The following is a 12992-nucleotide window of genomic DNA, read 5'->3' on the forward strand; positions in this document are numbered from 1 at the left end:
CTAACCAATACTAATTGCCCGTGAGGCTTGACCATATAACACCCAAGCAATTTGACTACTCGAAAGAGCATCAGATTGCGGTGTGTGAAGACGCAATGAACCGAAAGTTCGAGATTTCACAAAGCACCGACAGCTGTCACATACCCAATTTGCTGAAGCGAGGCCCGCTGGCCACGACTCAGTACCCGAATTTCTTGACGACCATAGAGCATTGGAACCACCTGATCCCATCCCGAACTCAGCAGTGAAACGATGCATCGCCGATGGTAGTGTGGGGTTTCCCCATGTGAGAGTAGGTCATCGTCAAGATTAAATTCCGAAACCCCATTTGCGAGAGCAGATGGGGTTTTGTTTTGGGCGCTCGGAAAGTGCGAAGAGGCGCCTCGGGAGGGCCTTCAGCACTAGAGTTCATGCCCATTAAAGGAAACAGGATCTCCGCTCGAAGTGCTAGCAGTACTTTGGGTAGGTCCAGGGGTAACCAACGGTCGCTTTAGTGTCCTCGCAAGGCCTGTGAGTGGGCCTGCTGGACTTTATGATGGGGGTTGAGGGGGAGTCGCACTATCTCGCTCTCTGGGGCTGTCGCGGCCTCAGGGCGCTTTTCTGCAGACGAAAAAAAAGACCTTGAAATTCAAGGTCTTTCTTTAAGATGGTGCCCCGAGGGAGACTCGAACTCCCACTCCTTTCGAAAACGGATTTTGAATCCGCCGCGTCTACCAATTCCGCCATCAGGGCTCAATGGCGGCGAAGTATAGAGATGAGATTACCGTTGGTCAATCACGTTTCATGGTCTATTTTCACTATTTCCGCTAGACTTCCCGGCCCTGCTAGACGAACCCCATCATGCGCGTTGCTGACTTTACTTTTGAACTCCCTGATTCGCTGATTGCTCGCCACCCTTTGGCCGAGCGTCGCGCCAGTCGACTGCTGACCCTGGACGGGGCCAGCGGCACCCTCGCACACCGTCAATTCACTGATTTGCTTGAGCATTTGCGTCCGGGCGATCTGATGGTGTTCAACAATACCCGGGTCATCCCGGCACGGCTGTTTGGCCAGAAAGCATCCGGCGGCAAGCTGGAAATTCTGGTGGAACGGGTGTTGGACAGCCATCGTGTGCTGGCCCATGTACGCTCCAGCAAGTCGCCGAAACCGGGTTCGAGCATCCTCATCGAGGGTGGCGGTGAAGCCGAGATGGTGGCGCGTCATGATGCGCTGTTCGAACTCCGGTTCGCAGAAGAGGTTTTGCCGTTGCTGGAACGTGTCGGCCATATGCCGTTGCCTCCTTATATCGACCGCCCGGACGAAGACTCGGACCGTGAGCGCTATCAAACGGTCTATTCCCAGCGCCTCGGTGCGGTTGCCGCGCCGACTGCCGGGCTGCATTTTGACCAGTTGCTGCTGGATGCGATAGCCGCCAAGGGCGTCGAGACAGCCTATGTGACCCTGCACGTGGGGGCCGGCACGTTTCAGCCGGTGCGTGTGGATAACATCGAAGACCACCATATGCACAGCGAATGGCTGGAAGTCAGCCAGGACGTCGTGGACGCGGTTAGCGCCTGCAAGGCGCGCGGCGGGCGGGTGGTTGCGGTGGGCACCACCAGCGTGCGCTCCCTTGAGAGCGCGGCGCGTGATGGCGTGCTCAAACCGTTCAGTGGCGACACCGATATCTTTATTTACCCAGGCCGGCCGTTCCATGTGGTCGACTGCCTGGTGACCAACTTCCATTTGCCGGAATCCACGCTGTTGATGCTGGTGTCGGCCTTCGCGGGTTATCCCGAAACGATGGCGGCGTATAAAGCAGCCATCGACAATGGATACCGTTTTTTCAGCTACGGTGATGCGATGTTTATCACCCGTAATCCGGCGCCGCGCGGCCCAGAGGAACAACTATGAGTCGTATGTCGTTTGAATTGCTCGCCACCGACGGCAAGGCCCGTCGCGGCCGTCTGACGTTTCCGCGCGGTACGGTAGAGACCCCGGCATTCATGCCCGTGGGCACCTACGGCACCGTCAAAGGCATGCTGCCGCGTGACATCGTCGCCACCGGCGCCGAGATCATCCTCGGCAACACCTTCCACCTGTGGCTGCGTCCAGGCACTGAAGTGATCAAGAAGCATGGCGACCTGCATGACTTCATGAAGTGGCAGGGCCCGATCCTCACGGACTCGGGTGGCTTCCAGGTGTTCAGCCTGGGTGCCATGCGCAAGATCAAGGAGGAGGGCGTGACCTTCGCCTCTCCGGTGGACGGTTCTAAGGTATTCATGGGGCCGGAAGAGTCCATGCAGGTGCAACGCGACCTGGGCTCGGACATCGTGATGATTTTCGACGAGTGCACGCCGTACCCGGCCGATGAAGACGTCGCGCGGATTTCCATGGAGCTGTCCCTGCGTTGGGCCCAGCGTTCGAAGAATGCCCATGGCGACAACACCGCGGCGCTGTTCGGTATCGTCCAGGGCGGCATGCATGAAAGCTTGCGCAAGCGCTCGCTGGAAGGCCTCGACAAGATCGGTTTTGACGGCCTGGCCATCGGCGGTCTGTCGGTGGGCGAACCCAAGCACGAGATGATCAAGGTACTGGACTACCTGCCAGGCCTGATGCCCGCTGACAAACCTCGTTACCTTATGGGCGTTGGCAAACCCGAAGATCTCGTAGAGGGTGTGCGCCGCGGTGTGGACATGTTCGATTGCGTGATGCCAACCCGTAATGCCCGCAATGGGCATCTGTTCATCGATACAGGCGTGCTCAAGATCCGTAACGCGTTCCATCGCCATGATGATTCGCCGCTGGATCCCACCTGTGATTGCTACACCTGCCAGAACTTCTCCCGTGCTTATCTGCACCATCTGGACAAATGCGGGGAAATGCTGGGTAGCATGTTGAATACCATCCACAATTTGCGTCACTACCAAGTCCTGATGGCTGGTTTGCGCGAGGCTATTCAACAGGGTACATTGGCCGCCTTCGTCGATGCCTTCTATGCCAAGCGCGGGCTCCCTGTGCCGCCCTTGGACTGAGTTTTCCGACCCTAAGATTCACTATTTGCAACTGGAGTGCTAAATGAGCTTTTTTATCTCTAACGCCATGGCTGACGCCGCTGCGCCTGCTGCTGCCGGCCCTATGGGCGGTGGTTTCGAGTGGATTTTCCTGGTCGGCTTCCTGGTCATCTTCTACCTGATGATCTGGCGTCCACAGGCCAAGCGTGCCAAAGAGCAGAAGAACCTGCTGGGCAGCCTGCAGAAAGGCGACGAAGTCGTGACCACCGGCGGTATCGCGGGCAAGATCACCAAGGTTTCCGATGCTTTCGTGGTTCTGGAAGTCTCCGACACCGTGGAAATGAAGTTCCAGAAGGGCGCCATCGCCGCCACGCTGCCAAAAGGCACGCTCAAAGCGATCTAAGTTCCAACCTTTACCAATCGACGGGGCGCGCAAGGCGCCCCGCGTTATAAGCGGGCGGCGTGATGCTGAACAAATACCCTCTGTGGAAATACGTACTGATCCTGGCGGTGCTGGCGATCGGTTTTATTTATTCCGCTCCCAATCTTTACCCTGATGACCCGGCGATCCAGATCACTGGCGCCAGCACTTCGCTGCAGGTCAACCAGGCTGACCTGGAACGCGCGAGCAAGGCACTGGCCGACGCGGGTATCCAGGTTAAAGCGGCAACATTGGCAGCTGGTGCGAAGGGCGGGTTGTTGCGCCTGACCAAGCAAGAAGACCAATTGCCGGCAAAAGATGTCGTACGCAAGGCCATGGGTGACGACTACGTCGTTGCGCTGAACCTGGCACAGACCACCCCGCAGTGGTTGCGCAGCATTGGCGCGCACCCGATGAAGCTGGGTCTGGACTTGTCCGGTGGTGTGCACTTCCTGCTGGAAGTCGACATGGACAAAGCCCTCGACGCACGCCTGAAGGTCTATGAAGGCGACGTGAAGAGCCTGCTGCGCAAAGAGAAGCTGCGTTATCGCAGCCTGCCGCAGCTCAACGGTGCCATCCAGCTGGGCTTCTCTGACGAAGCTTCCCGTGAACAGGCCCGTGCGCTGATCCGCAAGAACTTCAACGATTTCGACATCGTACCGGCCGACCTGAATGGTCAGGCGGTGCTGCGTCTGGCGATGAGCCCGGCCAAGATCGCGGAAATCCGCGAATACTCCATCAAGCAGAACTTGACCACGGTACGTAACCGCGTCAACGAGCTGGGCGTGGCCGAGCCGATTGTTCAGCGTCAGGGCGCCAACCGCATCGTGGTTGAGCTGCCGGGCGTGCAGGACACCGCTGAAGCCAAGCGTATCCTGGGTAAAACCGCCAACCTGGAGTTCCGTCTTGCGGCTGAGCCGGGTGCTTCCCGCGCAACTTCCGAAGAGTTCGAGTTCCGTGAAGGCAATCGTCCTCCGGCGCTGATCGAGCGTGGCTTGATCATCACCGGTGACCAGGTGACCGACGCCAAGGCCGGTTTCGGCGAGCACGGTACCCCTGAAGTGAACATCCGCCTGGATGGCCACGGCGGCGAACTGATGAGCCGCGCCACGCGCAGCAACGTGGGTCGCAGCATGGCGGTGATCTTCATCGAGCAGCGCCCGGTGACCACCTACACCAAGCAAATGGTCAACGGCGTCGAGAAAGACGTACCGGTGCAGACCTTCAAGGAAGAGAAGAAGATCATCAGCCTGGCGACCATCCAGTCGCCGCTGGGTGCTCAATTCCGCATCACCGGCCTGAACGGCCAGGGCGAATCCTCGGAGCTGGCCCTGTTGCTGCGTGCCGGCGGCCTGGCTGCGCCGATGTATTTCGCTGAAGAACGTACCATTGGCCCGAGCCTGGGTGCCGACAACATCACCAAGGGTATCGACGCGGCCTTGTGGGGCATGTTGTTCGTGTCGCTGTTCATCATCGCCATCTACCGCTTCTTCGGCATCATTGCCACCGTGGCCCTGGCGGGCAACATGGTGATGCTGCTGGCCCTGATGTCGCTGCTGGGCGCCACGCTGACCCTGCCAGGTATCGCCGGTATCGTACTCACCATGGGTATGGCGGTAGACGCCAACGTGCTGATCTTCTCGCGGATTCGTGAAGAGATCGCCGCCGGCATGACCGTACAGCGTGCAATCAACGAAGGCTTCGGCCGGGCATTTACCGCGATTCTCGACTCCAACCTGACCACATTGCTGGTCGGCGGGATCCTCTTTGCCATGGGCACCGGCCCGGTCAAGGGTTTTGCGGTAACCATGTCCCTCGGTATCTTTACCTCGATGTTCACGGCCATCATGGTGACCCGCGCAATGGTCAACCTGATCTTTGGCGGGCGTGACTTCAAGAAGTTGTGGATTTAAGGGGCTGCCATGTTACGTACAATCAACTTCATGGGCGTTCGCAACATTGCGTTCGGCGTCACCGTGCTCCTTACCGTTCTGGCGTTGTTCAGCTGGTTCCATAAGGGCCTGAACTACGGTCTGGACTTCACCGGCGGTACGCTCATCGAGCTGACCTACGAGAAGCCTGCCGACGTCACCCTGGTGCGCAGTGAGCTGGTCAAGGCCGGCTATCACGAAGCCATCGTGCAGAGCTTCGGTGCGACCACCGACCTGCTGGTGCGCATGCCTGGCGAAGACCCGCAACTGGGTCACCAGGTAGCCGAGGCCTTGCAGAAGGTGGGGGGCGACAACCCGGCGTCGGTCAAGCGCGTCGAGTTCGTGGGCCCGCAAGTGGGTGAAGAACTGCGCGACCAGGGCGGCCTCGGCATGCTGATGGCGCTGGTCGGCATCATGATCTACCTGGCTTTCCGCTTTCAGTGGAAGTTCGGTGTCGGCGCCATTGTGTCGCTGATCCACGACGTGATCGTGACCGTGGGTATCCTGGCGTACTTCCAGATCACCTTCGACCTGACCGTGCTGGCGGCCGTACTGGCGATCATTGGTTACTCCCTCAATGACACCATTGTGGTATTCGACCGGGTTCGTGAGAACTTCCGCGTACTGCGCAAGGCATCGCTGATCGAGAACATCAACATCTCCACCACCCAGACCCTGCTGCGGACCATGGCGACGTCGATCTCCACCTTGCTGGCGATCGCGGCACTGATGATCTTCGGCGGCGACAACCTGTGGGGCTTCTCCCTGGCTCTGTTCATCGGCGTCCTGGCGGGCACCTACTCGTCGATCTACATCGCCAACGTGGTGCTGATCTGGCTGAACCTCAACAGCGAAGACCTGATCCCTCCTGCCGCCACTGGCAAAGAGGTCGACGATCGTCCTTGATGGGCGCTTGTTGATCTGCTGTTACAAAAAGGGCACGAGTATTGAACTCGTGCCTTTTTTTTTGCTCCAAGGCTGGGTATAGCGCGGATCTTTCGGTCCGTTTGTGATGGTCAGGAGGTTCAACGTGAACAAGTCGTTACTGGTTGGTGCGGTATTGGGTGCTGTCGGTGTAACTGCCGGGGGTGCTGTTGCCACCTACAGCCTGGTAAAAAGCGGCCCTGAGTATGCGCAAGTGCTGGCGGTGCAGCCGGTGAAAACCCAGATTAAAACACCTCGTGAAGTCTGCAAGGACGTCGCAGTGACCCGGCAGAAGCCGGTGCAGGATCAACATCAGATCGTCGGTACCGTGGTAGGTGCACTGGCCGGTGGCCTGTTGGGTAACCAGGTCGGTGGCGGTAACGGCAAAAAGCTGGCCACTGTGGCCGGTGCGGTCGGTGGTGGTTACGCCGGTAACAAGGTTCAGGAAGGCATGCAGAACCGCGATACCTATACCACCACCCAGACTCGCTGTAACACCGTCAACGACATCAGTGACAAGGTCGTCGGCTATGACGTGCGTTACACCTTGGATGGCAAGGAAGGTTCGGTGCGCATGGATCGTGATCCGGGCGGCCAGATTCCAGTCGACAAGGAAGGGCGTCTCGTCCTGGGCCAGAACCAGCAGTAAGTCTTCTCTTGTATTTGATTTGTGGTGTTGTTGGTATTTAAGCTCACATCAAGCAAATCCCTGGCATAAAAAAGCACCCCGCAGGGTGCTTTTTTTTGCTCGCTCGCTTAGCGCTTCAGCGAAGCCGGCAGGTGCGGCTGGATCGCCGTCAGTACGGCCTTGAAGCATTTGGTGTTGCCGGCAACGACGTGGCCTTTTTCCAGGAAGTCATGGCCGCCAGTGAAGTCGCTCACCAGGCCGCCGGCCTCTTGGATCAGCAGGGCGCCTGCAGCCATGTCCCACTCGGACAGGCCCGACTCCCAGAACGCATCAAAACGACCGGCAGCCACATAGGCCAGGTCCAGGCTGGCCGCGCCAGCGCGACGGATGCCGGCAGTCTGGCCAACCAGGGCGCGGAACATGCCCAGGTAGTTTTCCAGGTTGTCCATCTGGTCGTCACGGAACGGGAAGCCGGTACCCAGCAGGGCGCCGTCCAGGCTGGTGCGACCGCTGACGCGCAGGCGACGACCGTTCAGTTGGGCGCCACGGCCACGGCTGGCGGTGAATTCTTCCTGGCGAACAGGATCGAGTACTACAGCGTGTTCCAGGCGGCCACGGTATTTGCAGGCAATGCTGACGGCAAAGTGCGGGATGCCGCGCAGGAAGTTGGTGGTGCCATCCAGTGGGTCGATGATCCACAGGTAGTCTTCGCCTTCGCCGCTGCCTTTGTGCAGGCCGGTTTCCTCGCCGAGGATGCCGTGGGTAGGGTAGGCCTTGCGCAGCGCGTCGATGATCTTCTGTTCGGCGGCGCGATCCACCTCGGACACATAATCCTTGGCGTCTTTTTCGTCGACCTTGATGGTATCCAGGCGCTCGATGGAGCGGAAGATCAATTCACTGGCGCTGCGGGCGGCGCGCAGCGCGATATTCAGCATGGGCTGCATGGATGTGTCACCTAAGGTTGTTAAAGAAAGCCGAGCATTCTAGCAGAAACTTTCTTCAGGTGAAGGACGACGTTAGCTTTCATGGCATAACCTTAGGCTGTTCTGTAAGATTTGCTCCCCTTTCCCGTGTCCGAGAGCGCCTACCTTGCTGCAAAACATTCGTGTCGTCTTGGTCAATACCAGTCATCCCGGCAATATCGGCGGGGTGGCGCGAGCCATGAAAAACATGGGGCTGACGCGCCTGGTGCTGGTCGAGCCGCGCGTGTTCCCGCACCACGAGGCCGATGCCCGCGCATCCGGCGCCAATGACATCCTGGAAAAAGCCCAGGTGGTCGCCACTCTGGAAGACGCCTTGGTCGGCTGCAACCTGGTGCTTGGCACCAGTGCCCGTGACCGGCGCATCCCCTGGCCGCTGCTGGATCCGCGTGAGTGCGGTACCAAGGTGGTGGAAGAGGCGGCCGGCGGTGCTGAAATCGCCCTGGTATTCGGCCGTGAAGACTCCGGCCTCACCAATGAAGAGCTGCAACGATGTCATTATCACGTGCACATTCCATCAGACCCTGGGTTCAGTTCGCTGAACCTCGGGGCAGCGGTGCAGGTGTTGAGTTACGAAGTGCGCATGGCCTGGCTGGCCGCTGAAGGCCAGCCGAGCAAGGTAGAGAAGGATGAAGTGGCGTCGACCAAGAGTGGCGAGCTGGCCACCATGGACGAGCTGGAGCGGTTCTATGAGCACCTGGAGCAAACCCTGGTGGCCATCGAATTTCTCGATCCGGAAAAGCCTCGGCACTTGATGGCGCGCCTGCGCCGCCTGTACGGGCGCAGCTCGGTCAGCCGGGCGGAAATGAATATATTGCGTGGCATTCTCACGGAAACCCAGAAAGCGGCCCGTGGCGAGCTTCTTAAGCGGAAGGATTAAAAATGTTCGAGCGTTTGCGAGAAGATATCCAGAGTGTTTTCCATCGTGATCCGGCGGCGCGCAACGCCTTTGAAGTGCTGACCTGCTACCCGGGCATGCACGCGATCTGGATCCATCGCCTGTCCGGCGCTTTGTGGAATATGGGCTGGAAATGGCTGGCGCGGCTGGTGTCGAACTTCGGCCGCTGGTTGACCGGGATCGAGATTCATCCGGGTGCCAAGGTGGGGCGTCGCTTCTTTATCGATCACGGTATGGGCATCGTCATTGGTGAGACGGCCGAGATCGGTGATGACGTGACCCTCTACCAGGGCGTGACATTGGGCGGCACCAGTTGGAACAAGGGTAAGCGCCACCCGACGCTGGAGGATGGTGTGGTGGTGGGTGCGGGCGCCAAGGTGCTTGGTCCGTTCACCGTAGGCGCTGGCGCCAAGGTCGGCTCCAACGCCGTGGTGACCAAGGCCGTGCCGGCCGGCGCCACTGTAGTGGGGATTCCGGGGCGGATCATCGTCAAGCCGGACGTGGGCGATGAGCAGGAAGCCAAGCGCAAGGCCATGGCCGAGAAAATCGGTTTCGATGCCTACGGTGTCAGCGAAGACATGCCCGACCCGGTGGCGCGCGCCATCGGCCAGTTGCTTGACCACCTGCAAGCGGTGGACGGCAAGCTGGACGGTATGTGCGGCGCGCTGAAGGAGTTGGGCAGCAGCTACTGTGCGAAAGACCTGCCTGAGCTGCGCGAAGAGGACTTCGCCGAGATCAAGAGTGAACCCGCCACCAAGGCTGGCTGAGATTTCACATTTGCTGCTAGGCCCGTGTGGGGGGGGGGGGCTTGCCCCGATGGCCATCTGTCAGTCACCCCAATATATTGACTGATCCACCGCTATCGTGGGCAAGCCCCCTCCCACATTTGATCTCCATTCGTCTCGATATCGAACCATCGCCCCGCTGCCGCTGTTCGTCCCTGCCCCATCCTGCTATGATTCGCGCGCCCTTTTTACGGGTAATCCTGACTAAAGTACTAGGTCTTATAGTTGACTTAAATACTCGGGAATCGCATACTTGCTCCCATTCTGAAACACCTTGGTACTTGTCCATGAGACTGACTACAAAAGGCCGATACGCGGTGACCGCCATGCTTGACTTGGCCTTGCACGCGCAAACTGGGCCGGTGTCCCTGGCCGATATCTCCGAGCGCCAAGGCATTTCCCTGTCCTACCTTGAGCAGCTGTTCGCCAAGCTGCGCCGCAGCAATCTGGTCTCCAGTGTGCGTGGGCCGGGCGGCGGCTATCAGCTGTCCCGCGACATGCAGGGCATCCAGGTGGCCCAGGTGATCGACGCGGTCAACGAGTCCGTCGACGCGACCAAGTGCCAGGGCCTGGGTGACTGCCACGCCGGCGACACCTGCCTGACGCACCACTTGTGGTGTGACTTGAGCCTGCAGATCCATGAGTTTTTGAGTGGTATCAGCTTGGCTGATCTTGTGACTCGCCGTGAGGTGCAAGAAGTAGCCCAGCGTCAGGACCAGCGCCGTTGCAACACCAAGGCGCCGCGTCTGGACAAGATCGAAGCGTCCGCCGTCGAGTGACAGCCGAAGAGCTAACGGCACGCCAGCCAGCCTGATTTAGGAGAAAGTCCATGAAATTGCCGATTTACCTTGATTATTCAGCGACCACCCCGGTTGATCCGCGTGTCGCGCAAAAGATGAGCGAATGCCTGCTGGTCGACGGAAACTTCGGCAACCCGGCCTCCCGTTCCCACGTTTTCGGCTGGAAAGCCGAGGAAGCGGTCGAGAACGCTCGTCGCCAGGTTGCTGACCTGGTTGGCGCAGACCCGCGTGAAATCGTCTGGACCTCCGGTGCCACCGAGTCCGACAACCTGGCTATCAAGGGCGCGGCGCATTTCTACGCGACCAAAGGCAAGCACCTGATCACCACCAAGATTGAGCACAAGGCTGTCCTCGACACCATGCGCCAACTGGAGCGTGAAGGTTTCGAGGTTACTTACCTCGAGCCAACCACCGACGGTATCGTCACCCCGGCCATGATCGAAGCCGCGCTGCGTGAAGACACCATCCTGGTTTCCGTGATCCACGTGAATAACGAAATCGGTACCATCAACGACATCGCGGCCATCGGCGAGCTGACTCGCTCCAAGGGCATCCTGTTGCACGTCGACGCTGCCCAGTCCACCGGCAAGGTCGACATCGACCTGTCCAAGCTGAAAGTCGACCTGATGTCGTTCTCGGCCCACAAGACCTATGGCCCCAAAGGCATCGGCGCCCTGTACGTGAGCCGCAAGCCACGCGTGCGCATCGAAGCCACCATGCACGGCGGCGGTCACGAGCGCGGCATGCGTTCGGGCACCCTGGCGACCCACCAGATCGTCGGCATGGGCGAAGCCTTCCGCGTAGCCAAGGAAGACATGGCTGCCGAAAACGTACGTATCAAGGCCCTGAGCGATCGCTTCTACAAGCAGGTCGAGAACCTTGAAGAGCTGTACATCAACGGCAGCATGACTGCCCGTGTACCGCACAACCTGAATTTGAGCTTCAACTATGTCGAAGGCGAGTCGCTGATCATGGCGCTCAAGGACCTGGCGGTTTCATCCGGTTCGGCCTGCACCTCGGCTTCGCTTGAGCCTTCGTACGTATTGCGCGCCCTGGGCCGCAACGACGAACTGGCACACAGCTCGATCCGCTTTACGTTCGGCCGCTTCACCACCGAAGAGCAAGTCGACTACGCCGCGCAGAAGGTCTGCGAAGCCGTCAACAAGCTGCGCGTCCTGTCGCCGCTGTGGGACATGTACAAAGACGGTGTCGATATTTCCAAGATCGAGTGGGCGGCACACTAACTATAGAAGCCGCCACCCAAGCTCTGTAGGAACGTGGCGGAAAACGCAGGCGTTTCTACAGGGTTCCAGAGCGGCCCTGATGAGTGAGGATTCAGTACCATGGCTTACAGCGAAAAGGTCATCGACCACTACGAAAACCCGCGCAACGTCGGCAAGATGAACGCGGAAGATCCTGATGTCGGCACCGGCATGGTCGGCGCTCCGGCGTGCGGCGATGTGATGCGCCTGCAGATCAAGGTCAACGACGCTGGCGTTATCGAAGACGCCAAGTTCAAGACTTACGGTTGCGGTTCGGCGATCGCCTCCAGCTCCCTGGCGACCGAATGGATGAAAGGCAAGACCCTGGATGAGGCTGTGACTATCAGCAACACCCAGCTGGCCGAAGAACTGGCCCTGCCGCCAGTGAAAATCCACTGCTCCGTGCTCGCTGAAGACGCCATCAAGGCGGCCGTTCGCGACTACAAGCAGAAGAAAGGCTTGATCTAAGCATTTGGCGACGAGTAAGGAGTCAACGATGGCTATCAGCATGACAGAAGCGGCTGCGCGGCACGTGCGACGCTCCCTGGATGGGCGCGGTAAAGGTGAGGGGATTCGTCTGGGTGTTCGCACCACGGGCTGCTCCGGCCTTGCCTATGTGCTGGAGTTCGTCGACGAGGTGGTCGATGAGGACCAGGTGTTCGAAAGTCACGGCGAGAAAGTGATCATCGACCCTAAAAGCCTGACCTACCTGGACGGCACCGAACTCGATTTCGTCAAGGAAGGGTTGAACGAAGGCTTCAAGTTCAACAACCCCAACGTGCGCGGTGAATGTGGCTGCGGCGAAAGCTTCAACATCTGAGGCTATTCGTGGGTACTCCTTGTCATTTCGCTTTATTCGAGCTGCAGCCGAGTTTTCGGCTGGACCTCGAGCAGCTTGCCACGCGCTACCGAGAATTGGCGCGTGGGGTGCATCCGGACCGCTTCGCTGACGCTTCCGAGCGTGAGCAGCGCCTGGCGCTGGAGCAATCGGCCAGCCTCAACGAAGCCTATCAGACGCTCAAGAGCCCTCCTAAACGCGCGCGTTACCTGCTCGCGATGAACGGTGGCGAGTTGCCGCTGGAAGTGACCGTGCACGACCCGGACTTCCTGATGCAGCAGATGCAATGGCGTGAAGAACTCGAAGACCTGCAGGACGAAGCCGATGTGGCGGGTGTCGCGGTCTTCAAGCGTCGTCTGAAAGTTGCCCAGGATGAACTCAACGAAAGCTTCGCAGCCTGTTGGGATGATGCAGCGCAACGTGAACAGGCCGAGCGCCTGATGCGGCGCATGCAGTTCCTCGACAAGCTCACCTACGAAGTGCGCCAGCTGGAAGAGCGCCTCGACGATTAACCCAGTGTGCTGCCCGTGATGCG

General features: G+C 59.3%; 14 protein-coding genes, 1 tRNA gene and 1 rRNA gene. 14 read left to right on the top strand and 2 right to left on the bottom strand.

Annotated features, from left to right (window positions below; all coding sequences use genetic code 11):
• Positions 1-193: 193 nt before the first annotated feature.
• Positions 194-309, top strand: a 5S ribosomal RNA gene (gene rrf / locus BLQ09_RS19905).
• 338 nt (positions 310-647) lie between these two features.
• On the opposite strand, the gene BLQ09_RS19910 is transcribed toward rrf, so the two are convergent.
• Positions 648-732, bottom strand: a tRNA-Leu gene (locus BLQ09_RS19910).
• A 108-nt stretch (positions 733-840) separates the two neighbouring features.
• Between BLQ09_RS19910 and queA the strand changes: the two genes are divergently transcribed.
• From queA to BLQ09_RS19940, 6 genes are all read left to right on the top strand, one after another.
• Positions 841-1890, top strand: a complete 1050-nt coding sequence (queA, locus tag BLQ09_RS19915; protein ID WP_065939254.1) for a tRNA preQ1(34) S-adenosylmethionine ribosyltransferase-isomerase QueA — start codon at positions 841-843, stop codon at positions 1888-1890.
• 5 nt (positions 1891-1895) lie between these two features.
• Positions 1896-3011: a tRNA guanosine(34) transglycosylase Tgt gene (gene tgt, locus BLQ09_RS19920; protein WP_003175976.1), complete on the top strand. Its 1116-nt coding sequence runs from the start codon at positions 1896-1898 to the stop codon at positions 3009-3011.
• A 43-nt stretch (positions 3012-3054) separates the two neighbouring features.
• Positions 3055-3393, top strand: a complete 339-nt coding sequence (yajC, locus tag BLQ09_RS19925) for a preprotein translocase subunit YajC (RefSeq protein ID WP_003175975.1) — start codon at positions 3055-3057, stop codon at positions 3391-3393.
• Positions 3394-3455: 62 nt separating this feature from the next.
• Complete coding sequence (secD, locus tag BLQ09_RS19930; RefSeq protein WP_027605408.1) at positions 3456-5324, top strand: protein translocase subunit SecD; 1869 nt, start codon at positions 3456-3458, stop codon at positions 5322-5324.
• Between the two features lie 9 nt (positions 5325-5333).
• On the top strand, positions 5334-6248 hold the full coding sequence (secF, locus tag BLQ09_RS19935) for a protein translocase subunit SecF (protein WP_027605409.1): 915 nt from the start codon (positions 5334-5336) through the stop codon (positions 6246-6248).
• A 124-nt stretch (positions 6249-6372) separates the two neighbouring features.
• The gene (locus BLQ09_RS19940) at positions 6373-6915 is read left to right on the top strand and encodes a glycine zipper 2TM domain-containing protein (RefSeq protein ID WP_015885750.1); all 543 of its coding nucleotides are present in this window, start codon (positions 6373-6375) and stop codon (positions 6913-6915) included.
• A 107-nt stretch (positions 6916-7022) separates the two neighbouring features.
• Here the strand turns inward: BLQ09_RS19940 and suhB are convergent, their stop codons facing one another.
• Positions 7023-7838, bottom strand: a complete 816-nt coding sequence (gene suhB / locus BLQ09_RS19945; RefSeq protein WP_003175971.1) for a type III secretion system regulator SuhB — start codon at positions 7836-7838, stop codon at positions 7023-7025.
• 145 nt (positions 7839-7983) lie between these two features.
• On the opposite strand from suhB, the gene trmJ reads away from it, so the two are divergent.
• The 7 genes from trmJ to hscB all read left to right on the top strand — a co-directional run bounded on the left by trmJ (position 7984) and on the right by hscB (position 12969).
• Positions 7984-8754, top strand: coding sequence for a tRNA (cytosine(32)/uridine(32)-2'-O)-methyltransferase TrmJ (trmJ, locus tag BLQ09_RS19950; RefSeq protein WP_027605410.1), 771 nt, complete (start codon positions 7984-7986; stop codon positions 8752-8754).
• Positions 8755-8756: 2 nt separating this feature from the next.
• Entirely contained in the window at positions 8757-9539 is a 783-nt protein-coding gene (cysE, locus tag BLQ09_RS19955) for a serine O-acetyltransferase (protein WP_092358316.1), read from the top strand.
• Positions 9540-9844: 305 nt separating this feature from the next.
• Positions 9845-10336 carry a Fe-S cluster assembly transcriptional regulator IscR gene (gene iscR / locus BLQ09_RS19960; RefSeq protein WP_003194020.1) on the top strand — a complete coding sequence of 164 codons (492 nt, stop codon included), beginning with the start codon at positions 9845-9847 and terminating at the stop codon, positions 10334-10336.
• A gap of 50 nt (positions 10337-10386) precedes the next feature.
• Positions 10387-11601, top strand: a complete 1215-nt coding sequence (locus tag BLQ09_RS19965) for an IscS subfamily cysteine desulfurase (protein ID WP_017530022.1) — start codon at positions 10387-10389, stop codon at positions 11599-11601.
• Positions 11602-11700: 99 nt separating this feature from the next.
• Positions 11701-12087 carry a Fe-S cluster assembly scaffold IscU gene (gene iscU / locus BLQ09_RS19970; protein ID WP_003175965.1) on the top strand — a complete coding sequence of 129 codons (387 nt, stop codon included), beginning with the start codon at positions 11701-11703 and terminating at the stop codon, positions 12085-12087.
• 28 nt (positions 12088-12115) lie between these two features.
• The gene (gene iscA, locus BLQ09_RS19975; protein ID WP_024077295.1) at positions 12116-12439 is read left to right on the top strand and encodes an iron-sulfur cluster assembly protein IscA; all 324 of its coding nucleotides are present in this window, start codon (positions 12116-12118) and stop codon (positions 12437-12439) included.
• Between the two features lie 8 nt (positions 12440-12447).
• The gene (hscB, locus tag BLQ09_RS19980; protein ID WP_027605413.1) at positions 12448-12969 is read left to right on the top strand and encodes a co-chaperone HscB; all 522 of its coding nucleotides are present in this window, start codon (positions 12448-12450) and stop codon (positions 12967-12969) included.
• Positions 12970-12992: the final 23 nt, after the last annotated feature.

Origin of the sequence: Pseudomonas sp. NFACC25, assembly GCF_900100935.1 — a bacterium.
GTDB lineage: Bacteria > Pseudomonadota > Gammaproteobacteria > Pseudomonadales > Pseudomonadaceae > Aquipseudomonas > Aquipseudomonas marginalis.